Source organism: Kribbella sp. NPDC002412, from assembly GCF_053592935.1.
Genome location: NZ_JBSFBL010000049.1, coordinates 1 through 24,615, shown reverse-complemented (window position 1 = coordinate 24,615; position 24,615 = coordinate 1). Strand labels below are relative to the sequence as shown.

Here is a 24,615-nt window from a genome sequence, read left to right as displayed (position 1 = left end):
CGCTACATAGACGGTGGTGAATATAGACGCATGTCGAAGCCGGGGGGACCGCGGACGGTCGCCATGCCGCTGTCGCGGGAGGACGCCGAGCGACGGGCGGCTCAGCTGAGTGTCGTCGCGGATCCGACTCGACTGCGTCTGATGAGCCTTGTGCTGACCCACCCGGCAGGCGAGGTGAGCATGGGGCAGCTTGCTGCCGAGTTCGATCAGTCGCACACGACGATCAGCCATCACCTGCGGCTGCTGTGCGACGCCGACCTGCTGACCCGGGAGCGGCGGCAGTCGTTCAGCTACTACCGGCCCACACACCACGCCGTCGCGCAGTTGGCGACCTTGCTCGGGGTGGAAGTGCCCGAGCAAGGCGCTGCTCGTGAGTCTGGGTTCGATCTCAGCTCGGCCGTGCTCGATCGCCAGCTCGAGCACATCGCGGAACAGTTGGCGACGCGCTTCACTGGGGTCTTCTCTCCAGGGACGGTACGGCGGTACGTCGGGGAGAGCTACGACCTGCTGGCGGCCCGGTCCCGGGTCCGCAGATTTCTGCCGTCCCTGACCGCGAACTTCGCGGCTGAGCGGCTGACTGCACTCGCGAAGGCAGAGGGCAGGACGCACACCAACGTGTCCGAGCTCCTCTTCGTCTGCGTCCGCAACGCTGGACGATCCCAGATGGCGGCCGGCCTGCTGAGCCAGCTCGCCGGTGACCGCGTCCTCGTGCGGTCGGCCGGTTCGTTGCCCGTGGCACTCGTCGACGCGAACGTGGTCACCGCCATGGATGAGGTCGGCGTCTACCTCGGCGGCGCGTACCCGAAGCCGTTGTCCGACGAGATCGTCCGGGCCGCCGATGTCGTTGTCACGATGGGATGTGGCGACGCCTGCCCGGTCTACCCGGGCAAGCGTTACCTCGACTGGCCGATCGAGGATCCCGAGGGCAGGCCGCTCCCCGAGGTGCGCAGGATCCGCGACGAGATCCATCGCCAGGTCCGGGACCTGGTCGCCGAGCTGTTCGCACCCGTGTGATCAGAGATTGGCGACGAGGTCGCGGGCTCTGCGGCCGGCGCCGATCAGCGTGGCCGACGCCGGTCCGGTCCAGTCGCCGTAGCCGATCAGGTGCAGACGCTGCTCTTTGAGAGCCTGGGTGCCGTCGGTCGGGATCTGGCCGTCGGGTCCACGCAGACCAAGGGCTGTCAGATGGCCGAGGGCGGGGCGGAAGCCGGTGCACCAAACGATCGTGTCGAAGGACGACTCGGTGCCGTCGTGCCAGCGGACGCCGTGATCGACCAGTCGGGCAAAGGGGCGACGGGCATGAAGTACGCCGCGTTCGCGGGCCTCGCGGACGCTGTCGACCATCACGATGTCGCCGAGACCGGCCACCCCGCCGGAGTCCGGTTCGCCCAGCTGACGGGCCCGGTGCCGCCGCGTCGCGATCTCGAACAGGGCCCGGCCGTCGACGTCGTCGGGGAGAAACCGTGGCGGTCGCAGCGTCACCCAGGTCGTCGCCGCGACCTCCGAAACCTCGGCGAGAACCTGCGCGGCGGAGTTGCCGCCGCCGACGATCAACACCCGCTGGCCGGCGAAATCCGATGCGCGCCGGTAGCCGGCGGTGTGCAGTTGGCGGCCGGCGAACGATCCCGGGTACGCCGGAACGAACGGCCGTGACCAGGTTCCGGTCGCCGACACGACCTGCTCGGCCGTCCACTCGCCACGCGAGCTGTGCACCTGAAGTAGCCCGTGACGGCCGCGCGTCACGGAACGCACCGCAACAGATCGCCGTACGTCGAGGTCGTAGCGCTGCTCGTACCGGGTCAGGTAGTCGACGACGTGGGCCGCCGGCGGGTAGCCGGTGTCGCGGGTCCAGGGCGGCATCATCCAGCCGGGCAGCGATGAGTACTGGGTGGGGGAGAAGGTTCGCAGGGTTGGCCACATCTGGGCCCAGGCGCCGCCGGGTTCCGCGGCCGCGTCGAGGATGAGGAAGTCCTTGCCGGGCACGAGACCGGAGCGCCGCAGGTAGAAGCCTGTCGCGAGGCCCGCTTGTCCACCGCCGATGACGACGACCTGCACCATCTCGGCCGTCAGACGGTGGTCGGAGCCGGGACCGAGAGGAGCGTTGACAGCCAGGTCAGGCGTTCGCGGCGTGGCCAGTAGTAGACCCAGGTGCCGCGGCGCTCGCAGTCGACCAGCCCTGCCTCGCGGAGGACCTTCAGGTGGTGCGAGATCGTCGGACCGGAGACGTCGAACTGCGGGGTGATGTCGCAGACGCAGACCTCGTCGCCGGCCGAGGCGATGATCGACATCAGCCGCAGGCGGACCGGGTCGGCGAGCGCTTTGAAGACCGCGGCGCCCTCGGCCGCCGCGGCAGGCTCCAGGGCCGCGTCCACGATCGGGACGCAGCAACCGCTGCCGACAGGCCCGAGGGAGAGCTGCTGTTTTGACATGTGTCTATCTTGACTCATGTCTAATCAGGAGGCAAGGTGGTTGCCATTGATTAGATGATCATCAACTCAGGTCGGCGGCGCGGGTTCCGGGCGCCGGCCCTGCACAGAGTCTTGGGGAGTTGTTATGAGCGTTCCATCGAAGGACCTTCCGGTCGTGGTCATCGGCGCGGGGCCGGTCGGGCTGGCCGCCGCCGCGCACCTGGCCGAGCGCGGGCTGGAGTTCGATGTACTCGAGTCGGGCCCGAGCGTCGGCGCGGCGATCGACGAGTGGCGGCACGTGAAGCTGTTCAGCCCGTGGCGCTACGCCATCGACGGCGCCGCACGCCGCCTGCTGGAGCAGACCGACTGGATCGGGCCCAACCTTGACGACCTGCCGACCGGTGGGGACCTGATCGACGCCTACCTGGCCCCGCTGGCGAAGACGCCCCAGCTCGGTGACCGGATCAAGTACGGCGCTCAGGTCACCGCCGTGACCCGGGTCGGGTTCGACCGGATCCGGACCGCGGGTCGTGAGGAAGCGCCGTTCCTGGTGCGCTTGGCTGATGGTGAGGAGGTACTGGCGCGCGCGGTGATCGACGCGGCGGGGACGTGGCGCCGGCCGAACGTGCTGGGTGGTTCGGGGATCCCGGCTCGTGGCGAGGCTGAGGTGGCGGACGCGATCTCGGCTGCGCTGCCGGACGTCTTGGTCCGTGACCGTGAGCGCTTCGCTGGTCGTCGTACGGCGGTTGTCGGGGCGGGTCACTCGGCGGCGACGACGCTGCTGGAGCTGGGTGATCTGGCTGCGCAGGAGCCGGCCACCGAGGTGCTGTGGGTGGTTCGTGGCGCGAATCAGGCCCGGACCTACGGTGGTGGCGCCGACGACGAGCTTCCGGCCCGCGGCGCGCTGGGCACTCGGCTCAAGGGGCTGGTGCAGTCGGGCCGCGTCGAGTTGGTGAGCAGCTTCCGGATCGAGGCCGTCAACCGTACGGCGGATGGCCGGGTGGAGCTGGCCGCGGGGGACCGGACGATTGTCGTGGACACGGTGGTGAACTCGACCGGCTTCCGGCCGGATCACGAGATGGTCGGCGAGCTGCGGCTCGACCTCGACCCGATCCTGGGATCCACGCGCGCGCTGGCCCCGTTGATCGACCCCAACCAGCACTCCTGTGGAACGGTTCCGCCGCACGGCGTCGACGAGCTCTCGCACCCCGAGCCGGGGTACTACGCGGTCGGCGCGAAGTCGTACGGCCGGGCGCCCACCTTCCTGCTGGCGACCGGCTACGAGCAGGCCCGCTCAGTCGTCGCCGCGTTGGCCGGCGACTGGGACTCCGCACGCGACGTGCAGTTGAACCTGCCCGAGACCGGTGTCTGCTCGTCGAACCTCGCGTACGGCGACTCGGCCGACGAGTCCGTGGGCGGCTGCTGCGGCCCGGCGCCGCAGGCGGTCGGCATCGAGGCGCCGGCCGGGCGCGGCCTGGCCACGGGGATCAGCGGCGGTCTGCTGACGGTGGTCGAGGCCAAGCCGACCACTCAGTCGGGCTGCTGCAACTGAGATGACTGCGAATCCGGGTCTGGTCGAGCACCGAACGGCGGCCAGGGCCGGGTCGCGAGGTTTGGTCGGCGCGCTTGCCGTCACCCAGACAGTCGGGTACGGCGTTCTGTACTACGCCTTCGGCGTCATCCTCGGCCCGATGGGCCGCGACCTCCGGATCTCGAACGCGACTGCCGCCGGCGCCTTGACCGTTGCGGTCCTGGTCACCGGCCTGCTGTCCATACCGGTCGGGCGATGGCTGGACGCCCGGGGCGGTCATGCGCTGATGACCACCGGGTCGGTGCTGGGTTCGCTGGCGGTGCTGGGATGGTCGCAGGTCCATACCGCGGCGCAGCTCTACGCCATCTTCGTGCTGATCGGTGTGGCGTCCGCAATGGTTCTGTACGAGCCGGCGTTCGCGGTCGTCGTGGCCGTCACCGATCCGGCACGGCGGGCGAAGGCACTGCTAGGTGTCACTCTCGTCGCGGGCTTCGCGAGCTCGATCTTCATTCCGCTGACCGGTCAGCTGGTCGCCCGGCTGGAGTGGCGGCCGACGTTGGTGCTCCTCGCGGTGCTGCTGGCGGTCGTCACCGTGCCGCTGCACGGTCTGGCTCTGCGGCGCTCCAAGCCCGTCCTCGACCGGGCAGAGCGGCACCGGCGGCGATCGCCCAGTTGGGTGTTGTGTGATCCCGCCTTCTGGCTGCTGGCGGCCACTTTCGTGCTGCACGGTGCCGCGCTGGCCGTGATCGCCGTACATCTGGTCCTGTATCTGATCAGCCTCGGCCACCCTGCCGCCCTTGCCGCGACTTTGGCGGGACTTCTCGGACTGCTCTCGGTCACCGGGCGGGTCGTCACTACGCTCTCGACCCGATGGTTGCCGATGGCCACGATCGCGGGTGTGATCTTCGTCGGGCAAGGGGTGGCGATGTGGTTGCTGCCAGTCCTCGGGCGTCAGGTGCCAGGAGCCATCGGGTGCCTGGTTCTGTTCGGACTCGGCTTCGGCGTCGCGTCGATCGCGACACCGGCGATCCTGCTCGACCGGTACGGCGCCGCCGGCTACGGCACCGTCGCAGGAACTCTCGCGGCGCCCGTCCTGGTCGCCAAAGCCTCCGCGCCGCTCGGTGGCGCGTTGCTGGTCGCGGCCGTCGGCTACCGGCCGCTCGTCCTGTCCGTGGCGGGAGCCTGCGCGCTGGCCGGCGTACTCCTGCTGCTGGTCAAACGACAGCCTACTGCGCGGCCGGCATCTCTCCGGTGACCAGGAAGATGACGCGGCGGGCCATCGAGACGGCGTGGTCGGCGATGCGTTCGTAGTAGCGGCCGAGCAGCGCGAGATCGACGGCGGCCTCGACACCATGCGGCCAGGACGCGTCCATCATCAGCCGGAACTGGCTGCTGCGCAGCTTGTCCATCTCGTCGTCGGTCGACGCGATCCGCTGAGCGGCTTCGACGTCGCGAGTGTGGATGACGTCGCCGGCCTGGTCGACCATCTGCCGTGCGACCCGGCCCATGTCCTCGACGAGGCCCTCGAGGTCAACCGGGATGGCGGGCAACGGGTAGCGGAGCCGGGTGAGCTTCGCGACGTGCGCAGCGAGGTCACCCATCCGTTCGAGGTCGGCGACCATCCGCAACGCGGCGACCAGCATCCGGAGCTCGTTGGCGACCGGCGCCTGGCGGGCGATCAGGACGAACACCTTCTCCTCGACCATCTCGCCGGTGGCGTCGAGCTGGGCGTCGGCGGCGATGACCTCTTCGGCGGTGCCGAGGTCGGTGGTCAGCAGTGCGTTGGTCGAGCGCTGTACCGCGGTCGAGACGGCTCGGGTCATGCGTTCGAGCTCGGCGAGGATGTCGTCGAGTTGCTCGTGGTAGATGTCGCGCATGTGTGCCTCCGGGTGTGGTGCCGGTTATCGCGCTGCGAGCCAGTGCTGTGCCGCGAGCTGGATGGCGTCCCATGGGCTGCCCAGGGGCGGTGTGTAAGCGAGGTCGAGGTCGAGGAGCTGTTCGACCGTGCGGCCGGTTTGCAGTGCTACGGCGTACGTGTCAACGCGTTTGGCGATCTCGGCGCCGTGAGTACCGACCAGTTGGGCGCCGAGGAGCCGGCCGCTGTCGCGGTCGCCGGTGAGCCGGATGTGGATCGGGGTGGCGCCGGGGTAGTAGCGCTTGTGGTCGTCTGCGGTGCTCTGCACGGTGAGAGGTGCGTAGCCGGCTGCAGTCGCCTCGGAATCCCGCAGGCCGGTGGCGGCGACCACCCGGTCGAAGACGCGGACGACCTGGGTGCCGACGATCCCGGCGAACTCCTTGGCGCCGCCCGCGGCGTTCTCCCCGGCGACGCGGCCTTGCTTGTGGGCGGTGGTGCCGAGCGGGAGGTACGCCGGCCCGGCCAGCAAGACGTGATGGGTATGAACGCAGTCGCCGGCGGCCCAGACATCCGGAAGGTTGGTGCGCATCTGACGGTCCACGATGATCGTGCCGTGGTCGTTCAATTGTACGCCGGCGGCCGCGGCGAGCTCGGTGTTCGGCCTGACGCCGCTGACGACCAGGACGGCGTCGGCGGTCCACTTGGCGTCGTCGGCGACCACGGTCAGCTCACCGGCGTCGCGTCGTACCTCGGTGACGGTCGTGCCGCAGCGAACCTCGACGCCATGGGTCTCGAGCTCGGCGGTGATCTCGTCGGCGAGTTGCCGGTCGAGCGTGCGAGGGAGGACGCCGTCGAGCCGCTCGAGCACGGTGACGCCGATGCCCCTGGTCGTCAACGCCTCGGCCATCTCGATGCCGATGTAGCCGGCGCCGATGATCACCACCTGGCGGGCGTCGCGCCGACGCAGGTCGTCGTCGAGCCTGCGTGCCTCGTCCATGGTGTGCAGCAGGTGGACGCCATCGGCCGGTCCGAGAGTGTCGAGGCCGCCGACGGGCGGCCGGAGGGGTTCGGCGCCGGTGCCGATGATCAGCCGGTCGTGGTCCAGTTCGAGGGCTCCGTTGACGGTGACGACCCTGCGGGCCGAGTTGATGGCGGTCGCGGTGTGGTTGATGCGGACGTCGATGCCGGTCGCTTCGATGTCGGCCGCCGTACGGTGGGCGAGGTCGCGCCAGTCAGGGACCTCGCCGGACAGGTGATAGGGGACGCCGCAGATGGAGAAGTTCGGGTAGGCGTCGGCGACCAGCATGGTCACTGCGCTGTCAGGGGCGCACTCGCGCGCCCGCAGCGCAGCGCTGATCCCTGCGTCGGAACCGCCCACCACCAGAATCCGCATCGTCCCCAGCTCCCGTCGTCCGCAACAGACTTTGCCTCAGGCAAGCAAACCGGATGGACGGGCGGTTTCCCGGCCGGACATCATTCGGCGAATTCCTGGCCGACAACAGGTGGCACCTTGAACTGGTACCCGAGTCCACGGATGACCTTGATCCACTGCGGGTTCCGCTCGTCGTCACTGAGGCGTTTGCGCAGCCGCATGATGTGGACGTTGAGCGTGTTGCTCCGGATCGTCACGCCTTTGCCCCAGACGGCCTCCCGGACCTCCTCGCGGGTGACGAGCTCGCCGGGCCGCTCGGCGAAGAACCGGAGCAGCAAGAACTCCATCGGCGGCAGCTCGATCTGGCGGCCGTCGAGCCACATCTGCGGTACGGCGCCGTCGACCCGCAACCGTCCGAGGTTCAGTGCGAGCGGGCGCAGATCGACCTGGTTCGGGGCCGGTGCGAGTGAGTTGATCAGGGCGAGCAGCTCACGGACCCGGTACGGCCGGGGGACCACTGCGCTCGCGCCGGCGTCGCTGGCGCGGCTGGTGAACTCGCTGCAGCCGGCGTCCGCGCCGACGATGACCGGTTGCTCAGGGTCGTCGGCGCGGACGATGCTGAGGAACTCGATCGGGTCGAGCCGTCCGCCGCAGGGGCCGAGCAGGACGACATCGGGGCACAGCTTGCCGACATGGAGAAGTGCCTCGGCCGCATCGGTGCAGACGTGTACCTCGAGTGGCTGCGCGAGCGCGGCGGTGAGCAGTTCGTCGACCGCGTCACCATGATCGACGACCAGCACCGAGATGCGGAACTCCAGCTTCCGGTGGGCCGGGTGCGCGGATCGTCGGCGAGTGCGTACGGGGTGGTGGCCGTGTGACTCCCTGGCGTTCATCATCGGGGCGGTCATGGCGGATCAGCCGAACCGGCCGGTGATGTAGGCCTCGGTGCGTTGGTCGGACGGGTTGCCGAAGATCTTGCCGGTGTGATCGAACTCGACCAGCCGGCCGGTCCGCTGGCCGTGTTCGTCGGCCGCTGCGGTGAAGAACGCCGTCCGGTGGGAGACGCGAGCGGCCTGTTGCATGTTGTGGGTGACGATGATGATCGTGTAGGTCTTGGCCAGCTCGATCATCAGGTCCTCGATCTTGGCCGTGGCGATCGGGTCCAGCGCCGAGCAGGGCTCGTCCATCAGGATCACCTCGGGGCTGGTGGCGATCGTCCGGGCGATGCACAGCCGCTGCTGCTGGCCGCCGGACAGGCCGTAGGCGCTCTGCTTGAGCTTGTCCTTGACCTCGTCCCACAGCGCCGCGCCGTGCAGTGCCTCCTCGACGACGTCATCCATGTTCTTCGGCTTCATGCCGGTGACTCGAGGGCCGTAGGCGACGTTGTCGTAGATCGACTTGGGGAACGGGTTGGGCTTTTGGAACACCATGCCGATCCGGCGCCGGACTTCGATGACATCGACGCTGGGGTCGTACATGTCGACGCCGTGGAACGTGACGTTCCCGAGTACGTGGGCGCCGGGGACGAGGTCGTTCATCCGGTTGAGGCAGCGCAGTACGGTCGACTTGCCGCAGCCGGACGGGCCGATCAGCGCGGTGATCTCCTTGCTGCCGAAGACCATGTCGACGCCCGAGACGGCGAGGAACTTCTCGTAGTAGACCTCGAGGTCGCGCAGTTCGATCACGCCGTCGGGTTCGGCCGCCGGTGAGCGGTGGTTGGTGCGGTCGCCGAGCTCCACGTGGATCTCGTGCGGTGCGCCCGCCGCGCCGACCGTCTCGGGAACGGTGGCGAGGTCTGGTTCGACGTTCGTCATGGGGTGGTCTCCCGGGGTGGTCATGTCACCAGCGGCGCTGGTAGCGGTTGCGCAGCCAGATCGCGACGGCGTTCATGGCCAGCAGGACGGCGATGAGCAGCAGGATGGCGGCGTACGCGAGGTCGCGGAACGCGTCGCGGTCCTGCGGGACGAGGTTGTAGATCTGCACCGGCAGGGTGGTGTACTTCGACAGCACTCCATCGGGGTTGAAGGTGACGAAGGTGGTCGCGCCGACCAGGATCAACGGAGCCGCCTCGCCGATTGCCCGCGACATCGCCAAGATCGAGCCGGTCGCGATTCCGGGCAGGGCGGCAGGCAGCACCTGGAGCCAGGTCGTTTGCCATTCGGTCGCGCCGAGTGCGAGTGACCCGTCCCGGATCTCACGCGGCACCGCGCGCATCGCCTCCCTGGCCGTGATGATGATGACCGGAAGAATCAGCAGGGCCAGCGCGATACCGCCGGCCAGCACGACCGCGCCGACCGAGAGCGGGCCGCGGACGACGAAGCCGAGGGTGAGGATGCCGTAGATGACTGCGGGGACGGCGGCGAGGTTCTGGATGTTGAGCTCGATCGCCCGGTTCCACCATCTCGCCGGGTTCGCGTACTCCTCCAGGTAGACGGCGGCGGCGATGCCGAGCGGTAGTGCGATGAGGACGGTCATGGCGCCGACCCACAAGGTGCCGAGCAACGCGGACTGCACCCCGGCCGTCTCGGGCCGGATTTTCGACGGCTGGTTCGCGATCAGGCTTGCATCGAGGCGCGCGAGTCCCTTCTGCACGATCACCGCGAGAATGAAGAACAGGAACACGCAGATCAGCGCCAGGCACACCCAGAGGACCGTGGCGAAGATCGCCGAGACGATGCCGTCTCGCCGCCGGCCACGCGTCAGCGTGCCGGCCTGGATCGTGGTGGCTGTGGTCATCAGTAGGCCTGCCTGTACTTGCGCACCAGCCGGATGCTGGCCAGGTTGATCAGGAAGGTGATCGCGAAGAGCAGGGCGCCCACAGCGAACAACGAGTAGTAGACCGGCGAGCCTTGGGGCGCGTCGCCGCTGGCGACCTGGGCGATGAAGCCGGTCATCGTCTGTGCGCCTTCGCGCGGGTCGAAGGTCAGCTGGGCCCGGCTGCCGGCCGCGATGGTGACGATCATCGTCTCGCCGACCGCCCGCGAGAACCCGAGCACGATCGCCGCGACGATCCCGGACAGTGCTGCTGGGAACACGACCCGCAGCGTGGTCTTCATCCGGTTCGCGCCGAGGGCGTAGGACCCCTGCCGCAGTGCCAGCGGTACAGCGGACATCGCGTCCTCACTGAGTGATGCGACGGTCGGGACGATCATGAAGCCCATCACGATGCCCGGCGAGAGCATGTTGTGGATCGTGGTGAACTGGACGAGATTGCCGAGGATGGGCGTGAAGATCGTCAGCGCCAGGAAGCCGTAGACGACGGTGGGGATTCCGGCCAGGACTTCGAGCACCGGCTTGAGCACCTTGCGGACGCGCTCGGAGGCGTACTCACTCAGGTAGATCGCTGCCCCCAGCCCAAGGGGTACCGCGACGGCCAGGGCGATCAGTGTCACGATCAAGGTGGCGACCACGAGGGGCATCACGCCCCACGCCTTGTCGGTCCAGCTGAACTTGTTGCCGAAACCTCCGGTCCACTCCGTGCCGAAGAGGAAGTCACCGAGTCCGACGTGAGTGAAGAACGTGATCGTCGGGGCGAGGAGCGACACCACGATGCCGACAGTGACCGCGACGGACAGCCAGGCCGCCGCGACCAGCAGAATCTTGATGACTCGCTCACCACGCCGGGGGTGTTGCTGTCCCAGGTCGACCGCAGGCCCGCGCCAGGCGGGCGGGCGCCCCCTCCTCGCGGAGGAGGCACTCGTCGCGGTGTCAGCCGTTGTGTCCGGCATGGTCACTGGGCCTTCAGCTTGTCCAGTTCGGTCTTCGCGGTCGCCTTCTGGGCGTCCGTCAGCGGCACGAACTTGGCTGCCTCGACGATCTCCTGGTTCTTCTCCAGGTAGAACTCGACGAACCCGAGCACCTGCTTCTTCTGCAGGCCTTTGTCCGAGGGGTAGATGAACAGCGGGCGGGCCAGCGGGGTGTACGTGCCGTCCTGCGCGGTGGCCACCGACGGCTCCACGCAGCCCTTGCCGCCGTCGACCTTCACGGCCTTCAGCTTGTCCTCGTTCTCCTCGAAGTACGAGAAGCCGAAGTAGCCGAGCGCGCCCTTGGCGCCGGACACGCCCTGCACGGTGACGTTGTCGTCCTCGGTCGGGTTGTAGTCGGTGCGGCTCTTGCCCTCTTCGCCGTTGATCTCACCGGTGAAGTAGTCGAACGTCCCGGAGTCGGACCCGGCGCCGTACAGGGGGAGTGGCTCGTTCGGGAACTTCGGGTCGACCTGGTTCCAGCTCTTCACCTTCGAGCCCGGCTCCCAGATCGCCTTCAGCTGAGCGACGGTGAGGCAGTCGACCCAGTTGTTCTCCTTGTTGACGACGACGGTGAGCGCGTCGTTGGCGACCTGGAGCTCGGAGAACTTGACGCCGTTCTTGTCACAGAGCGCCTTCTCCTCGTCCTTGATCGGACGGGACGCGTTCGAGATGTCGGTCTCGCCGGCGCAGAACTTCTTGAAGCCACCGCCGGTACCGGAGGTCCCGACGGCGACGTCGACGCCGCTCTGCTCCTCCTTGAACAGCTCGCCCGCAGCCGCGGTGAGCGGCTCGACCGTGCTCGAGCCGTCGACGACCACCTGGCCGGACAGCGCATCGCCGCTGCCGCTGTCCCCGGAGCTCTCATTGTTGTTCCCACCGCACGCCGTCAGGGCGAGCAGGGCGGCCGCCGAGACGGCGACGTAGCGCATGTGCTTGACCGGGCGGATGACCACCGGGCAACCCTCCATGTTGTAGGCCCCGGAGACCGGGACACCGCGAGCTGCCACGCGTTCACGTGACAACTAGATCGAAGAAGTTCGATGTAAACGCCAGGTGAACGGGTGGTGATCAAAGGGCTGTAGATAGACGAATGTCGATGTATGGGATCCGGCCTGTGATCAGGCGGTCTCCACGGGTGGCTGTTCACCCAATGGTCACGGACTGGCCACTGGTAACTACATAGATGAGCGCCTATGTAGTTGTTAGCGTCGCCGCGACTGCTTCGATCTCCAGGAGGGGACGCATGACGCTCGCTGACGAGCCACGCCGGCTGCTGCCGCTGGCAGACGGCCATGGTGGCCGCAGTTCGATGACCTGTCTGTACCGGTGCGGGAACGCCTGCGCGCACCCGGCGCCGAACACATCCGGGAACGAGTACTTCGGTGATGCCGTCAAGACGGAGGTGTCGCGGCGCGGCATCTTCAAGGCGGGCGCGGTCGGTGCGCTCGTGATCGGGGCGGGTGCGGCAGGCGCCGTACCGGCCGCTGCTGCTCCGGCCGGCGCCGTGTCCGGCTCGTCGTCGCCGGGAGGCGGCCCATCCGGCGCTGGGCTGACCTTCAAGGCGATCCCGCCGAACACGCTCGACACGGTGATTGTGCCCAACGGGTACGAGGAGCAGGTGCTGATCCGGTGGGGTGAGCCGATCCTGCCGGGCGCGCCCGCCTTCAACGTCGACAAGCAGAGTGCGGCGGCGCAGGCTGGTCAGTTCGGCTACAACAACGACTTCCTGGTCGTGGTGCCGCTGGACCGCCGGTTCACGCGCGGCCTGCTGGTGGTGAACCACGAGTACACCAACGAGGAGCTGATGTTCCGCGGCTATACCGGAGGCGTGACGGCTACGGTCGCGCAGATGCGCATCGCGCTGGCCGCGCACGGCATGAGCGTGGTCGAGGTCGAGCGCGTTGGGCACACGGGGGAGTGGCGGGTCGTTTCGCACGGCCGGCGCCACTACAACCGCCGCCTGACCGGCACTACGCCGATGGAGTTCACCGGCCCCGCCGCGGGGTCGCCGCTGCTGCGGACCGCTGCCGATCCGCGCGGCCTACGGGTGCTGGGTTCGCTGAACAACTGCTCAGGTGGTCTGACGCCGTGGGGCACTGTGCTGTCGGGCGAGGAGAACTTCAACCAGTACTTCGTCGGAGCGGACGGCGCTCCGGCGGCCGCAAAGCCGGCACTCGCGCGCTACGGCATCGACGTTACCAAGCGCTACCCGTCGGGTAGCCGTAACTGGGACAAGATGGATTCGCGCTTCGACGTCACGAAGACACCGAACGAGCCCAACCGGTTCGGCTGGATCATGGAGGTCGACCCGTACGACCCGGACTCCACGCCGCGCAAGCACACCGCCCTCGGTCGCTTCAAGCACGAAGGCGCCGCTGTCGTGGTCGCCACGTCCGGTCAGGTCGTGGCCTACATGGGCGACGACGAACGCTTCGACTACATGTACAAGTTCGTCTCCGACCGCAAGCTCCGCGCCGGCAACTCGAAATCCGATCGTGAGAACAACCGCCGGCTGCTGGAGTCGGGCAGCCTGTACGTCGCCAAGCTCGGCTTCACCAGCCCGGCCGAGATCGACGGCTCCGGCAAGCTGCCGGACGACGGCGCCTTCAACGGGACCGGGACGTGGGTTCCGCTGACCCGCGGCGGCAAGTCACTGGTCGCCGGGATGGCGATCGACGAGGTGCTCGTGCACACGCGACTCGCCGCAGACAAGGTCGGCGCAACCAAGATGGACCGACCCGAGGACATCGAGGTCAGCAGGCGGACCGGCAAGGTGTACGTCGCTTTGACGAACAACAGCAACCGGGGTGCCGCCGGTCAGGCCGCAGCGGACGAGGCGAACCCGCGCAAGAGCAACAAGCACGGCCAGATCCTCGAGCTCGTCGAGGACGGTGGGAACCACGTGAGCGAGACGTTCACCTGGTCGCTGCCGATCGTCTGCGGTGACCCGGCGGATCCGTCGACGTACTTCGCCGGCTACGACAAGACGAAGGTGTCGCCGATCTCCTGCCCGGACAACCTCGACTTCGATGCCCACGGCAACCTGTGGATCTCCACCGACGGCAACGCGCTGGTCGACCATGCCGGAACGAACTTCCACGATGGGCTGTTCGCGGTTGCGGTCGAAGGGCCGGAACGGGGCAAGGCGAAGCAGTTCCTGTCGGTTCCGCGTGGCGCCGAGCAGGCTTCGGCGTACGTCGTACCGGACAACAAGTCGGTCGTCGTGTCGGTGCAGCACCCCGGTGAGATCACTGGCGCGTCGGTGGACAGCCCGGCCAGCACCTGGCCCGACGGCAACTTCGCCCGGCCCGCCGTGGTCGTCACCTGGCGGCCCGACGGCGGCGAGATCGGCGCCTGACATCCGGGCCGGCCGCCTCGCTGACCGGGGCGGCCGGACCGATGGTGTCTAGGTCGTGAACATATTTGCACCCAATACGTTTTCTGCGAGGGCAGCGATCTACACTATTGGCGTGAGCCCCCGTCAGAGCGCCGCGCAAGTCGGCGCGCAGAGCAGCGGCAGTGCTCACCAGGTGACCGGTATCGCGATCGACCGCGACGAGGCCGAACGGCTGGCCGTCATACTCAAGGCCCTGTCGGACCCGACGCGGCTGCAGCTCCTCGCGATGATCGAGGCGAGCCCGAACGGCGAAGCCTGCGTCAACGACCTGACCGAGCCGCTCGAGCTCAGCCAGCCGACGATCAGCCACCACCTGAAAATCCTCGCCACCGCAGGAATCCTCGCCCGGGACAAGCGCGGCCTGTGGTCGTGGTACTCGATCGTGCCGGAGCAGTTGCAGACCCTTCGGGCTCTCCTGCCCGGGCCTACCTTTCTGCGATAGCCCTCACCACGTACTCCGCGTCGCGCGAGACGCCCCGCAAAGTGTTCGATGAGAACGATCGCTGGAACTCGACGCCGAGGTACGCCAGCCCGGGGTGAGTGAGCGAGACTCCGCGCTTGTGGATCGGCGTCCCGGTGCTGTCGAGCGCGCCCAGGGCCTTCAGGTACGGGAGGTTCGGCCGGTAGCCGGTGGCGAAGATGACGGCGTCGACCTGCTCGCGGGTGCCATCTGCCCAGACGACGGTGTCCCCTTGGAAACTGGTGAACACCGGTCGTTGGTCAAGCCGGCCGGACTTCAGTGCGTCGGCGTAGATGCCGGTGTCCAGGACGAGAGTGCCGCGGACCAGCCTGCTCAGTACCGAAGGAGGCAGCAGATCCAATCGCAGCCGGTGCAGCCAGAAATGCAGGTCGCGGCCGCCGCGGACCTGGGGGACGAACTGGATGGGTCGCCGTACTGCCAGCGTCACCTTGGCGTGCTCCGCGAGCTCGTAGGCGACCTGGATGGCTGAGTTGCCGGCGCCGACCACGACGACGCGCTGACCGGCGTACTGCTCGGGCCTGCGGTAGTTGGCCACGTGCAGGAGTTGGCCGGTGAAGTCGCCGGGGATGTTCGGGATGTGCGGGTTGGTGAAGGAGCCGCTGGCGCAGATCACCGCGGCGGCTGGGAACTCGGCACCGCTGTCGGTGTGCACGACGTACCCGCGGCTTGACGTCTCTACCGAGGTTGCTCGGGTTCTGGTGTGGATCTCGGCGTCGAGGCCGAGCGCGATCTTCTCGAGGTAGGTCACCACCTCGTCCCTGGTCGGGTAGCGATCCCGGTCTCCCGGGAACGGCGCACCGGGGAAGCCGCTGTATCGGGCGGGGGAGAAGAGCGTCAGGCTGTCGTAGTACTGCGGCCAGGACCCGACCGTCCGACGGCCGGCCTCCAGCAAAACTGGACGCATGCCGGCATCGCGGACCGCGAACGCTCCGGCCAGTCCCGACTGCCCGCCACCGATGATCACGACAGACCTGTCTGTGGAAGTCATGACGCCAACATATCGTAATATCCCGATATGACGAAATGAAGATATTGGCTACCCTGAACGCATGGCGCAGCAAGCAGACCCGCAGACAGTGCCCGCCTGCGCCGCCGCCGAGCCGGTCGAGCTCCGCGCCGCCACCCACGACTTCCTCAAGGCCCTGTCGAGCCCAACCCGGCAGCGCATCATGCTCCTCTTCGCCCGAGGCGCGGAACTCTCCGTCAACGAGGTCGCCGACCAGGCCGGCATCGGTCAGTCCACCGCCTCCCAGCAACTGGACCTGCTCCGCCGCGGCGGAGTGGTCACCTCTCGCCGCGAAGGCAAGGCAGTCCTCTACCGCGCCGACAAACAAGGCACCTCAGCGGCCCTCACTGATCTGCAGACCTACTTGCGGAACTGCTGCTGACCTCGCATTCGGTTGGCAGCAGTCCTTGCTAGGTGGCGTCCGAGGTTGTCCTCCAGACTCCACGTTGCGGTGATGCGGCCGTTCTGGAGTGTGTAGATGCTGACCTCGTCGACGTTGTCGAAGCGTCTGCCGGTGGGCGGATGGCCCTGCCATGCGCCGTTGCCGTGGACGCGGACGGTATGTCCGGCGGTCACGAGATGTCGAGCAATTGGCAAAGACTCCTACTCCCGGCGACCTTGACCACACGCTGAGCCAGATCATGGCCGGCGGTACGCGTGCTCCTGGATGGCGCGCTTGATCGACTGGGGTGCGGTTGCGAGTTGGCGGGTGCTCGGCTGGCCGGAGTTGTGGCGTTCGCCTGAGTTGGAAGGCGATGGCGGCACGTGGTTCAGCGATCGCGGCGCGGGTCCTGCGTCGTGGGACGATGCGTTCATGGCTGATGAACTCGGGGGCCCGCAGCCGCCCGCGATGCTGGGAAAGCTGACGTTCCTGCTGGCGATGGCGGGCGGGTCGGCTCGGGTGAGGGTCGAAGAGGTGCTGTCCGCGTTCGGCATCGGGATGCGGGGATTGGGCATCCTGGCGCATATCGCGGCCGAGCCTGACCTGTCGTACTCCGCGTTGGCACGCCGTTCCAATGTCACGGCCCAAACCATGACGGCGTCGATCAAGGCGTTGCAGACCAGCGGCCACATCGCGCCGCGCGATCCCACCCAGGCCGGCCGGGCGGCGCGGCTTCTGCTGACGCCGCATGGACGGCGGACCCTGGCGGCCGCGGACCAGTCGATAGCCGCGATGTCTGACGGTTGGCTTCCGCTGGATGCGGACGAGCGCCAGACGCTCGCATCCCTGCTGGGGAAGGTCGTGCGAGCCACCGTCGAACGCGCCACCTGAACTGCCGCCCCAGACCAACCTACAGGGACCCTGTAGGTTGGGCTCCATGCTCTCCGACTCGAGACCTCCTGCGAAACGCGTCCGGCCGACGCGTCGTGCTGTTCTCACGCACGGCGCCTCGGCGGCCACCGCGGCCGCCGTCGGTGCGGGCGTGGGTACACAACTCCGTTCCACCGATGCCTCCGCGGCGCCGAGCCCGGTGGTGCCGTTCCATGGCGACCATCAGGCGGGCATCGTCACCGAGCAGCAGTCGAACGTCGTACTGGCGGCCTTCGACGTCACCGCCGACCGGGCCGGCTTGCGCCGGCTCCTCGACGGCTGGACAGCCCTCGGTGTCGCGCTGAGTCAGGGCAGCCCAGCCCCCGCACGCGAGCAACGGCCGACCGGTCTGGCGGCTGACTCGGGGATCGCCGCCGGGCTTGGTCCGGCGCGGTTCACGATGACAGTCGGTTTCGGCCCGGGCCTTTTCGATCGCCGTTTCGGCCTGGCCGCGCATCGACCGGCGAAGCTCGACCCGTTGCCTTCGTTTCCGGGCGACGCGCTCGACCCGTTGCGCAGCGATGGCGATCTGATCGTGCAGCTCTGCGCGGACGACCCCCAGGTGCTGAGTCATGCCTTTCTGCAATTGCGGGCGACCACCGTGGGACTGGCGATGCTTCGCTGGTCGGATACGGGTTTCATCAGCTCGCCCACCGGCGGGCGAGCTCCTCGCAATCTGCTGGGACTGCATGACGGTACGGCGAACCCGGCACCTGGTCCTGGCCGGGACCGCTTGGTCTGGGCCGACAACACAGCGGAACCCATCTGGATGCACGGAGGCACCTACCTGGTGTTCCGGCGCATCCGGTTGCGGCTGCCGGAGTGGTCGCTGACCCCGGTCGCCAAGCAGGACCAGGCAGTCGGACGCCGCGCCGACGGATCGCCACTCTCGGCGCCGCCCGGGGCGGACCCGTCCACGCCGCTCGACCTCGACGCGACGGATTCTGCAGGCGGCCCGGCGATCCCGGCCCGTGCTCACGTGCGGCAGATGCATCGTTTCGAGATGTACCGCCGCTCGTACAACTACGACCGGGGCTTTGATCCCCACGCGGCGTCAGGGCACGGGACGGAGGGGCAAGCGTCTCACGGTCACGGTCACGGACACGGGCACGATCACGCCGGGCACGATGGCTACGACGCCGGTCTGTTGTTCCTGACCTTCAACCAGGACCCGGTCCGGCAGTTCGTCCAGGCGCAGCATGTGCTGGCCACCGTGGACGATTTGAATCGCTTTCTGCAGCCCACGGGGAGCGGAATCTTCGCGATCCCTGCGGGAGTGCGCGCGGGTCGGTCATTGGCACAGGGGCTGGTCTGAGCTGCGGTGCAACTCGACGGCCGCGACATATAAGTTGTCTGGCTACATGTAGCTGAGCTAGCATTGTCGTCCTGTCTGTTCTGCGAGTGGCCGGAAGGTGATTTCGTGCTGAGGGCTCAACGTGCTGCAGCCGTCATCGGGGGTGGGGTCGGTGGCTTGGCCGCCGCCATCGGACTGCGTCAGGCCGGCTGGGACGTAGCCGTCTTCGAACGCTCCAGCGGACTGCCTCGTACCGGCACCGGACTGGGGATGTGGCCGAGTGCGCTGCGGGCTCTCGACACGCTCAGCGTGGGAACTCAAGCGCGGGACGTGGGCAGACTGCAAGGCAACGGAGTCTTCAGACGTCCTGACGGTACGGCGTTCGCGACGCTCGACGTCGCCCGGATCCAGCAACGCCACGGAGAACCCGTCTACCTGTTGTCACGACCCGCGCTGCTCGGCCTGCTCGCCGAGGCCCTTCCGGATGGCGTCGTTCGATTCGACTCGCCGGTCAGAGATGTCGACGAACTGCGTAGTCGGTACGACGTCCTGATCGGCGCGGACGGCATTCGCAGTGTGGTCCGGACAAACGTGTTCGGCGATGTCTCCCGATTGCGGTTCGCCGGTGCGACGGTGTGGCGCGGTGTGGCCGATGTCGACTGCCCCGAGGGCGGCGAGACGTGGGGAGCAGGGGTCAAGTTCGGACTGACGCCGTACGAGCCGGGCCGGACCAACTGGTACGCCGTTCTGACCGCGCCCGAGGGCTACCGACCGCCGGGTGACGACGTCACCGAACTCCGCAGGCTGTTCGGCGACTGGCATGACCCCATCCCGTCGATCCTCGGCCAGTACGACGCCTCGGAGGTACTGCGTCACGACCTGCATTACTTGGACCCGCCGCTGCGCAGGTACGTGCGCGGTACGGTCGCACTGCTGGGAGATGCTGCCCACGCGATGACTCCCGATCTCGGGCAAGGGGCCTGCCAGGCTCTGATCGATGGCGTGACCTTGGCCGAGTGCCTTGCTGCGACGGCGACGGTCGCCGAGGGACTGGCCGAGTACGACCGTCGGCGACGCCGGGCGACGCAACGCATCGCCCGGATGGCCTTGTGGGCCGGCAAGTTGAGCCAGGTACGCCGATACACACGAGCACGGGATCGCATTCTCAGGCTCGCGCTCGCGCTCGGAACGCCCGCCTGATATGTCGACAGTCGACGCAGCGGCTCTGTCGGATGCCGACCTTGGCCGAGGGCGTAGCGGCGGAGCGGGCCCACGCGCGATCGACGCGGCGCTGTGCCTGACCGTGACCGGGACGGTCTCGCTCGTCGTTGCCGCCCAAGCCAGTTCCCGGCCGGTCGACCCGATGCCCTATGTGTGGGCGCTTGGTCTGGGCGCGTTGATGATGCTGCGCCGGCAGGCACCGACCCTCGTGCTGGCGATGACCGCGGTCGGGTTCTTCACGTACTACGCAGCGGGCTTCCCGGCGATCGGGGTAGCCGTGCCGATCGCCGCCGCCCTGTACTCGGCCGCCGAAGCCCGGCACGCCGGAGCCGCCGTCGTGACCGGAGCGGTCGCTCTGCTCGCCTCGACCGGCTACCGGCTCGCGGCCGGGCAGCCGGTGGCCTTCGTGCTCGGCTACGAACTGGTGTCGCACGCGACGTTGATCGCAGCCGTGATCGCCCTGGGGTACAGCGTCCGGACCCGCCGCGAGATCGCCGAACGCGGCCGCGTGCTGGCGTACCTGACAGCGCGCGAACGCGAGCTCGAGACCGAGGCGCGAGGCCGCGAAGAACGGTTGAAACTCGCTCGCGATCTGCACGACTCCCTCGGTCATTCGCTGTCGGTAGCTGTACTTTTCACCGGAGTCGCCAAGGAGAGGTACGGCGACGCGCTTGGCGCCGGTGAAGCCGACGGCAGGGATGACCCACTCGACCGGGTGCGAGCCGCCCTGATCGAGGCGCTGGCTGACCTGCGGTCCACTGTGACGCTGCTCAGGTCGTCGAACACCGAGCGGCCGGCGGATCTCACCCTCGACGACATCCCTGCCATGCTTCACGATCCCGCGCTTGCGGGCGTGGCGATCGAGCTGCGCATGGACACCGATCTGCGGGCCGGCCCGGAGATCCAGCAAACCGTGTTCCGCCTGGTGCAGGAGGCGGTGACGAACTCGTTGAAGCATTCGGATGCCTCTCGCATCGAAGTGGACATCGGCTCTGACGGCGACGGGAACCTCGAGGTCTCCGTCACCGACAACGGCGGCGCGTCGCATCGATCGACGGCAGTTTCAGAGTTCGGCAACGGGCTGACGGGAATGGAGGAACGGATCCGCGCGCTGGCGGGAGTCCTGGAAGTGCACGCAGGCGACGGCTGGCGGGTCAGTGCCAGCATCCCGGTTGGAGGTCCGAGATGATCCGCGTACTGCTCGTCGACGACCAGGCATTGGTGAGAGCCGGTCTCCGAGCCCTCATCGACGCGTGCCCCACGCTTCAAGTGGTCGGTGAGGCCGGCAATGGCCGGCAGGCCCTCAGCGTGGGTCGTGAACTGCGGCCCGATGTGTATCTGATGGACCTGAAGATGCCAGTGATGTCAGGAATCGAGGCCACGCTCGCCATCCGTGCGGACCCTGTGCTCAGGAACATTCCGGTTCTGGTGCTGACGACCTTCGACGACCAGGACGAGATCCTCGAGGTAGTTCGGGCCGGCGCGACCGGTTACCTGCTCAAGGACATCGAACCAGGCGAGCTGCGGCGCGCGATCCACGCTGCTGCTCGGGGCGACGCGGTCTTGGCGCCCGCTGTTGCCAGGCAGCTGATGCATCAGGTGGCGCAGTCGGCCGGTCCGCACGAACGCGACCCGAGGATCGACGCGTTGACCGTGCGGGAGCTCGAGGTCCTCACCGAGATCGGCACCGGTTCGACGAACGCGGAGATCGGCCGCGCACTCTTCATCAGCCCGCAGACGGCCCGGACCTATGTCGGCCGGCTGTTGAGCAAACTGCAAGCGCGCGATCGTGCCCAGCTGATCGTGCTGGCCCACCGCTGGGGCCTTGTCGGTCGTTGACCGACCGACCCCCGAGCGGGAGCGCCACGCTCATCGACCGGCGGCGCGTCCGCGCAGGAACTGGATGAGAAGAGCGACCAGCCCGCACACCAGCCCGGTGCCTGCTCCGGTGAAGAGACTGCTGACGCTCATCGCGCCGCGCAGCACGACTTCCTCGGTGCCCGGGGACAACGTGCCGTCGAGATTGCCACCGAGACCGGGCGTGCCGGTCGTGAAGACCTCGTCCCAGAACAGGTTGTGCCCGAGCGCCAGGATGACGCCGTAGAAGATGCCGATGACCAGCAGCGTCAGCAGGGGCGATCGGGCGGGCGACCGCAACGTCGCCGCGATCCAGATGGCCGCCGGCGCGAACACCAGCACTGCGGCGACCGCGGAGTTCGGGATCAGGCTGAGATCGTGCAGCGCGACGCGGGGCGCGGCGAGGAGCGACAGTGCGGCGAGTTGCCACAACGGGCGCCCCAGCGTGCTTGTGGTGGTCTTCGGATTGGATGCAGCGTTCACCATGACGTCGACCGTAGAAGTGGCGGGGCCGGCGGACATCCCGCCAGAAGCGACATCGTGGTCGCTGGAACGCGACACCTTCCTCCGCGGTTGCGCACGCTCACGTCCGCGCGAACACCCACTCCAGGCCGGCGAGCGACTTGTCGACGTAGCGGGCACGGCCGGTCTCGAGGCCGAAACACAGGTCCTCCAGCAGCGAGCAGCATGCGTAGAACCCTGCGCGGTCACGAAGATCGTCGCCACCGGGGTACTGAGCGAGCGCCGCGTCCAAGGCTGCGGGACCCAGGTCGCGAAGAACGAGACCGAAGTCCCTCGCCGGGTCGCAGACGGCGGCGTCGGACCAGTCGATGATGCCGGTGACCTTCTCGGTGCCTGGAGCAACGAGAACGTGCTCGATGCCGAGGTCGTTGTGCGAGAAGACGAGTTTCCGCGCCGGTTCCGGAAGTGGGCTGCGCAGGAATGCCTCGATCCTGCGGTGGTGGCCTGGTGCCAACGCCGCAGCCACGTCCGCGTAGTGCTCGGCTGCTTCCTCGCGCCAGCCGGCCAACGGTTCGTCGTCGACGTCGACCAGGTCGGTCCACTGATCGAGATCCGACGTGTGCAGAACAGCGAGGAAGGCGCCGAGCTCAGCGCCGACGGGAACGGCGTACGACGCGTGGTCGGCAATCGGGACGTCGATGATCGGAGTTCCGGCGAGCTTCCGGTACGCCATGCAGTTGTGCTCGGCCAGTGCGAAGGCCGGCTCGGGCACCGGGAGCGGACTCACCTGTCCGAGCCGGGCCAGCAAGGCGGCCTCCCGTCGTACCGAACCGGGCTCGCGAGGGATCCGGACGACGAGTTCGCCGTTCACCTCGTACGCGACGTTGTCCAGTCCCGCGCCAAGGGGTACGACGATTCGGACGACGAAGCCCGGCAAGCCGATATCCACCAGGTGGCGAACGTCCGCGTCTGAGGACTGGTCCGGGTCAGCTGGTTCTTGAGGTGTCACGGGATCGAGCGTAGTTGACGATAAGTAGACAGGCAACCTATAAAGGGTGCGTGTGCAACCCCGCGATGTCCGTTGCTGATGGCACCTTGATGACGCCTTGCCGTCGTGGCCGAAAGACAGTGGCCGACTTCTTCGAGCTGGAGCCGGCATGACAGATCTGGTCGACCAGGCGGCGTGGGTTCTCGTCGTGGCCTTCGCGCTTTCTCTGACCTATGAGCTCTACCGCGCCATAGTCAAGGCCGGTACGTCGCCCCATGACTCCGTCGCGGCATTCGTGAAGTCCGACCTTGCGCTGTACGTCGTAGCCGCCGTGGTGATCGGATCGCTGTTCGCCGGCTTCCGCTGGGCGCCTTGGGCCGGCCTGATCTTCTCGGCGAGCGTGACCGCGGTGTCGATCCTGTACTACAACCCGAAGATCATGGCGGCGCGCAAGCCCGGAATCGTCGACTGGATCGAAGACCTCGTCTTCACCAGCCTCGTATTCCTAGCCATGGCATTGCTTGCCTACCAGGTGCTCGGCATCACCCTCAAACCATGATGTAACTCCCGCCGCGGCGCCGCCGCGCGTGCACACCCGCAGCGCATGGACGGATCGGCGCTGCGCGCTAGAGCGTTCCGGCGGGCACCGACAAGATCTACACCATCTTCGAAGCTCGGAGATCCAGCACCTGGTCATCGCCCGAGCGATCTCCGGGATGCGGATCAGGTAGTCCTCCCACGCGTGCTACGCGGGCGCTCGTCGTCGCTGCGCTCCTCGACGCGCCCGCTCCGCACGTTCCCGCCCACCCCCTCGGCTTGTCGCCGGTGCAGTTTTTCGTCGGCTGCCGCCGACAGTATGCGGGCTGCCGCCCGGCGAACTACGCGCTACCGCGCGCCCGACCACTGCTCGTCGTCGTCAGCGGCCTCCTGATCGTGCTCGCCCGCCCAGGCCTGCGCGGGCGCTCCTGAGTTGGTCTGGTACCGGCGGGGCGTCGTGCGGGCGTTGGATATTTGCGGGTTTGGGTTCGTTTGTACGGGTTTGGCCGGGGTACTGACGGTGCGCTATCAGCCGTCTGCTGGGAGGGATCGTGACCGTCTCGGCCGCGACCACACCGAGGGAGGAGACGCGATGGAGAACCCCAGGAAACAGGTCGCGGACTCGCCGAGCATCCAAAGCGACCACCATGACCAGGCGGTGGCGAACTCCGATCAGAGCCGCAGAGAGGCCGACGACAGTACTGCGTATGGCCCAGAAGTCAGCGTGGCCAGGGACCGGCACAGTGTCGTGGATCGGGAGAAGGAAGAATACGGCGGCATCAAGGCCGGGTCGGCCTTCTTCGGTTGGCTGACGGCTACAGGTACAGCAATCCTGCTGACCGCGCTGGTCACAGCTGCCGGCACCGCGGTCGGGGTCGCGACGGGCACCAGCGCCGCCGAGGCCACGGGCCGGGCAGATGCCAACTCAGGAACCATCGGCCTCGCCGGTGCCATCCTCGTGCTCGTCGTGCTGTTCATCGCCTACTACTGCGGCGGCTACGTCGCCGGCCGGATGGCCCGTTTCAACGGCATCAAACAGGGTCTCGCGGTCTGGCTGTGGGCCGTGGCCATCGCCGTCGTCGTCGCGATCGTCGTGGCGATCGCCGGCGATCAGTACAACGTCCTGGGCAGACTGAAAAGCTTCCCCC

Annotated in this window: 26 protein-coding genes; 13 read left to right on the top strand and 13 right to left on the bottom strand. The window is 68.0% G+C overall.

The features are described 5' to 3' along the window. Window positions 1-30: 30 nt before the first annotated feature. On the top strand, window positions 31-1,014 hold the full coding sequence (locus tag ACWCOV_RS31705; protein WP_449833010.1) for a metalloregulator ArsR/SmtB family transcription factor: 984 nt from the start codon (window positions 31-33) through the stop codon (window positions 1,012-1,014). Here ACWCOV_RS31705 and ACWCOV_RS31700 read toward each other — a convergent pair whose 3' ends face one another. Then, complete coding sequence (locus tag ACWCOV_RS31700) at window positions 1,015-2,058, bottom strand: ArsO family NAD(P)H-dependent flavin-containing monooxygenase (RefSeq protein WP_449833009.1); 1,044 nt, start codon at window positions 2,056-2,058, stop codon at window positions 1,015-1,017. Window positions 2,059-2,066: 8 nt separating this feature from the next. Beyond that, window positions 2,067-2,429 (bottom strand): ArsR/SmtB family transcription factor, encoded by a 363-nt coding sequence (locus ACWCOV_RS31695; protein ID WP_449833008.1) that lies wholly within the window; start codon window positions 2,427-2,429, stop codon window positions 2,067-2,069. 124 nt (window positions 2,430-2,553) lie between these two features. Between ACWCOV_RS31695 and ACWCOV_RS31690 the strand changes: the two genes are divergently transcribed. Continuing rightward, entirely contained in the window at window positions 2,554-3,960 is a 1,407-nt protein-coding gene (locus ACWCOV_RS31690; protein ID WP_449833007.1) for an FAD-dependent oxidoreductase, read from the top strand. A 1-nt stretch (window position 3,961) separates the two neighbouring features. Continuing rightward, on the top strand, window positions 3,962-5,194 hold the full coding sequence (locus tag ACWCOV_RS31685) for an MFS transporter (protein WP_449833006.1): 1,233 nt from the start codon (window positions 3,962-3,964) through the stop codon (window positions 5,192-5,194). Here the strand turns inward: ACWCOV_RS31685 and phoU are convergent. The 7 genes from phoU to ACWCOV_RS31650 form a co-directional block, all read right to left on the bottom strand. Further along, on the bottom strand, window positions 5,166-5,816 hold the full coding sequence (gene phoU / locus ACWCOV_RS31680) for a phosphate signaling complex protein PhoU (RefSeq protein ID WP_449833005.1): 651 nt from the start codon (window positions 5,814-5,816) through the stop codon (window positions 5,166-5,168). The two genes, ACWCOV_RS31685 and phoU, sit on opposite strands and share 29 nt — an antisense overlap. A gap of 24 nt (window positions 5,817-5,840) precedes the next feature. Beyond that, window positions 5,841-7,187, bottom strand: coding sequence for an FAD-dependent oxidoreductase (locus tag ACWCOV_RS31675; RefSeq protein ID WP_449833004.1), 1,347 nt, complete (start codon window positions 7,185-7,187; stop codon window positions 5,841-5,843). Between the two features lie 80 nt (window positions 7,188-7,267). Next, the gene (locus ACWCOV_RS31670) at window positions 7,268-8,074 is read right to left on the bottom strand and encodes a response regulator transcription factor (RefSeq protein WP_449833003.1); all 807 of its coding nucleotides are present in this window, start codon (window positions 8,072-8,074) and stop codon (window positions 7,268-7,270) included. A 6-nt stretch (window positions 8,075-8,080) separates the two neighbouring features. After that, the gene (gene pstB, locus ACWCOV_RS31665; protein WP_449833002.1) at window positions 8,081-8,980 is read right to left on the bottom strand and encodes a phosphate ABC transporter ATP-binding protein PstB; all 900 of its coding nucleotides are present in this window, start codon (window positions 8,978-8,980) and stop codon (window positions 8,081-8,083) included. Between the two features lie 25 nt (window positions 8,981-9,005). After that, window positions 9,006-9,902: a phosphate ABC transporter permease PstA gene (gene pstA, locus ACWCOV_RS31660; protein WP_449833001.1), complete on the bottom strand. Its 897-nt coding sequence runs from the start codon at window positions 9,900-9,902 to the stop codon at window positions 9,006-9,008. Next, complete coding sequence (gene pstC, locus ACWCOV_RS31655) at window positions 9,902-10,894, bottom strand: phosphate ABC transporter permease subunit PstC (protein WP_449833000.1); 993 nt, start codon at window positions 10,892-10,894, stop codon at window positions 9,902-9,904. The genes pstA and pstC overlap by 1 nt, the downstream gene beginning before the upstream one ends. Before the next feature lie 2 nt (window positions 10,895-10,896). Beyond that, a complete protein-coding gene (locus tag ACWCOV_RS31650) occupies window positions 10,897-11,919 on the bottom strand; it encodes a PstS family phosphate ABC transporter substrate-binding protein (RefSeq protein ID WP_449832999.1) in 1,023 nt (340 codons plus the stop codon). Window positions 11,920-12,155: 236 nt separating this feature from the next. Between ACWCOV_RS31650 and ACWCOV_RS31645 the strand changes: the two genes are divergently transcribed. Both ACWCOV_RS31645 and ACWCOV_RS31640 read left to right on the top strand, forming a co-directional pair. Continuing rightward, complete coding sequence (locus tag ACWCOV_RS31645; RefSeq protein ID WP_449832998.1) at window positions 12,156-14,270, top strand: PhoX family protein; 2,115 nt, start codon at window positions 12,156-12,158, stop codon at window positions 14,268-14,270. Between the two features lie 112 nt (window positions 14,271-14,382). Then, window positions 14,383-14,751, top strand: coding sequence for an ArsR/SmtB family transcription factor (locus ACWCOV_RS31640; protein WP_449832997.1), 369 nt, complete (start codon window positions 14,383-14,385; stop codon window positions 14,749-14,751). Here the strand turns inward: ACWCOV_RS31640 and ACWCOV_RS31635 are convergent. Next, entirely contained in the window at window positions 14,735-15,778 is a 1,044-nt protein-coding gene (locus ACWCOV_RS31635; RefSeq protein WP_449832996.1) for a flavin-containing monooxygenase, read from the bottom strand. The two genes, ACWCOV_RS31640 and ACWCOV_RS31635, sit on opposite strands and share 17 nt — an antisense overlap. Before the next feature lie 61 nt (window positions 15,779-15,839). On the opposite strand from ACWCOV_RS31635, the gene ACWCOV_RS31630 reads away from it, so the two are divergent. Beyond that, window positions 15,840-16,178, top strand: a complete 339-nt coding sequence (locus ACWCOV_RS31630; RefSeq protein WP_449832995.1) for an ArsR/SmtB family transcription factor — start codon at window positions 15,840-15,842, stop codon at window positions 16,176-16,178. Here the strand turns inward: ACWCOV_RS31630 and ACWCOV_RS31625 are convergent. Continuing rightward, the gene (locus ACWCOV_RS31625) at window positions 16,157-16,372 is read right to left on the bottom strand and encodes an ester cyclase (protein ID WP_449832994.1); all 216 of its coding nucleotides are present in this window, start codon (window positions 16,370-16,372) and stop codon (window positions 16,157-16,159) included. The genes ACWCOV_RS31630 and ACWCOV_RS31625 overlap by 22 nt on opposite strands. Before the next feature lie 91 nt (window positions 16,373-16,463). Here ACWCOV_RS31625 and ACWCOV_RS31620 point away from each other — a divergent pair, with 91 nt between their 5' ends. The 5 genes from ACWCOV_RS31620 to ACWCOV_RS31600 all read left to right on the top strand — a co-directional run bounded on the left by ACWCOV_RS31620 (window position 16,464) and on the right by ACWCOV_RS31600 (window position 21,462). Further along, complete coding sequence (locus ACWCOV_RS31620) at window positions 16,464-17,069, top strand: MarR family winged helix-turn-helix transcriptional regulator (RefSeq protein WP_449832993.1); 606 nt, start codon at window positions 16,464-16,466, stop codon at window positions 17,067-17,069. 199 nt (window positions 17,070-17,268) lie between these two features. Then, window positions 17,269-18,423 carry a Dyp-type peroxidase gene (locus tag ACWCOV_RS31615; RefSeq protein WP_449832992.1) on the top strand — a complete coding sequence of 385 codons (1,155 nt, stop codon included), beginning with the start codon at window positions 17,269-17,271 and terminating at the stop codon, window positions 18,421-18,423. 105 nt (window positions 18,424-18,528) lie between these two features. Continuing rightward, window positions 18,529-19,602: an FAD-dependent monooxygenase gene (locus ACWCOV_RS31610; RefSeq protein WP_449832991.1), complete on the top strand. Its 1,074-nt coding sequence runs from the start codon at window positions 18,529-18,531 to the stop codon at window positions 19,600-19,602. A 1-nt stretch (window position 19,603) separates the two neighbouring features. Continuing rightward, on the top strand, window positions 19,604-20,812 hold the full coding sequence (locus ACWCOV_RS31605) for a sensor histidine kinase (RefSeq protein WP_449832990.1): 1,209 nt from the start codon (window positions 19,604-19,606) through the stop codon (window positions 20,810-20,812). Continuing rightward, window positions 20,809-21,462 (top strand): response regulator, encoded by a 654-nt coding sequence (locus ACWCOV_RS31600; protein ID WP_449832989.1) that lies wholly within the window; start codon window positions 20,809-20,811, stop codon window positions 21,460-21,462. The genes ACWCOV_RS31605 and ACWCOV_RS31600 overlap by 4 nt, the downstream gene beginning before the upstream one ends. A 30-nt stretch (window positions 21,463-21,492) precedes the next feature. Here ACWCOV_RS31600 and ACWCOV_RS31595 read toward each other — a convergent pair whose 3' ends face one another. Together ACWCOV_RS31595 and ACWCOV_RS31590 are read right to left on the bottom strand one after the other, a co-directional pair. Beyond that, complete coding sequence (locus ACWCOV_RS31595; protein ID WP_449832988.1) at window positions 21,493-21,966, bottom strand: hypothetical protein; 474 nt, start codon at window positions 21,964-21,966, stop codon at window positions 21,493-21,495. 97 nt (window positions 21,967-22,063) lie between these two features. After that, window positions 22,064-22,951, bottom strand: a complete 888-nt coding sequence (locus tag ACWCOV_RS31590; RefSeq protein ID WP_449832987.1) for a phosphotransferase family protein — start codon at window positions 22,949-22,951, stop codon at window positions 22,064-22,066. 148 nt (window positions 22,952-23,099) lie between these two features. Here ACWCOV_RS31590 and ACWCOV_RS31585 point away from each other — a divergent pair, with 148 nt between their 5' ends. Continuing rightward, a complete protein-coding gene (locus ACWCOV_RS31585) occupies window positions 23,100-23,489 on the top strand; it encodes a hypothetical protein (protein WP_449832986.1) in 390 nt (129 codons plus the stop codon). Window positions 23,490-24,059: 570 nt separating this feature from the next. Beyond that, on the top strand, window positions 24,060-24,615 hold a 556-nt coding region (locus tag ACWCOV_RS31580; RefSeq protein ID WP_449832985.1), incomplete at its 3' end, for a hypothetical protein.

Excerpts from the sequence above, each read along its gene's own strand:
- ACWCOV_RS31705 (WP_449833010.1), top strand. The coding sequence starts at position 31 with ATGTCGAAGCCGGGGGGACCGCGGACGGTCGCCATGCCGCTGTCGCGG.
- ACWCOV_RS31700 (WP_449833009.1), bottom strand. The coding sequence starts at position 2,058 with ATGGTGCAGGTCGTCGTCATCGGCGGTGGACAAGCGGGCCTCGCGACA.
- ACWCOV_RS31695 (WP_449833008.1), bottom strand. The coding sequence starts at position 2,429 with ATGTCAAAACAGCAGCTCTCCCTCGGGCCTGTCGGCAGCGGTTGCTGC.
- ACWCOV_RS31690 (WP_449833007.1), top strand. The coding sequence starts at position 2,554 with ATGAGCGTTCCATCGAAGGACCTTCCGGTCGTGGTCATCGGCGCGGGG.
- ACWCOV_RS31685 (WP_449833006.1), top strand. The coding sequence starts at position 3,962 with ATGACTGCGAATCCGGGTCTGGTCGAGCACCGAACGGCGGCCAGGGCC.
- phoU (WP_449833005.1), bottom strand. The coding sequence starts at position 5,816 with ATGCGCGACATCTACCACGAGCAACTCGACGACATCCTCGCCGAGCTC.
- ACWCOV_RS31675 (WP_449833004.1), bottom strand. The coding sequence starts at position 7,187 with ATGCGGATTCTGGTGGTGGGCGGTTCCGACGCAGGGATCAGCGCTGCG.
- ACWCOV_RS31670 (WP_449833003.1), bottom strand. The coding sequence starts at position 8,074 with ATGACCGCCCCGATGATGAACGCCAGGGAGTCACACGGCCACCACCCC.
- pstB (WP_449833002.1), bottom strand. The coding sequence starts at position 8,980 with ATGACGAACGTCGAACCAGACCTCGCCACCGTTCCCGAGACGGTCGGC.
- pstA (WP_449833001.1), bottom strand. The coding sequence starts at position 9,902 with ATGACCACAGCCACCACGATCCAGGCCGGCACGCTGACGCGTGGCCGG.
- pstC (WP_449833000.1), bottom strand. The coding sequence starts at position 10,894 with ATGCCGGACACAACGGCTGACACCGCGACGAGTGCCTCCTCCGCGAGG.
- ACWCOV_RS31645 (WP_449832998.1), top strand. The coding sequence starts at position 12,156 with ATGACGCTCGCTGACGAGCCACGCCGGCTGCTGCCGCTGGCAGACGGC.
- ACWCOV_RS31635 (WP_449832996.1), bottom strand. The coding sequence starts at position 15,778 with ATGACTTCCACAGACAGGTCTGTCGTGATCATCGGTGGCGGGCAGTCG.
- ACWCOV_RS31630 (WP_449832995.1), top strand. The coding sequence starts at position 15,840 with ATGGCGCAGCAAGCAGACCCGCAGACAGTGCCCGCCTGCGCCGCCGCC.
- ACWCOV_RS31620 (WP_449832993.1), top strand. The coding sequence starts at position 16,464 with ATGGCGCGCTTGATCGACTGGGGTGCGGTTGCGAGTTGGCGGGTGCTC.
- ACWCOV_RS31605 (WP_449832990.1), top strand. The coding sequence starts at position 19,604 with ATGTCGACAGTCGACGCAGCGGCTCTGTCGGATGCCGACCTTGGCCGA.
- ACWCOV_RS31600 (WP_449832989.1), top strand. The coding sequence starts at position 20,809 with ATGATCCGCGTACTGCTCGTCGACGACCAGGCATTGGTGAGAGCCGGT.
- ACWCOV_RS31595 (WP_449832988.1), bottom strand. The coding sequence starts at position 21,966 with ATGGTGAACGCTGCATCCAATCCGAAGACCACCACAAGCACGCTGGGG.
- ACWCOV_RS31585 (WP_449832986.1), top strand. The coding sequence starts at position 23,100 with ATGACAGATCTGGTCGACCAGGCGGCGTGGGTTCTCGTCGTGGCCTTC.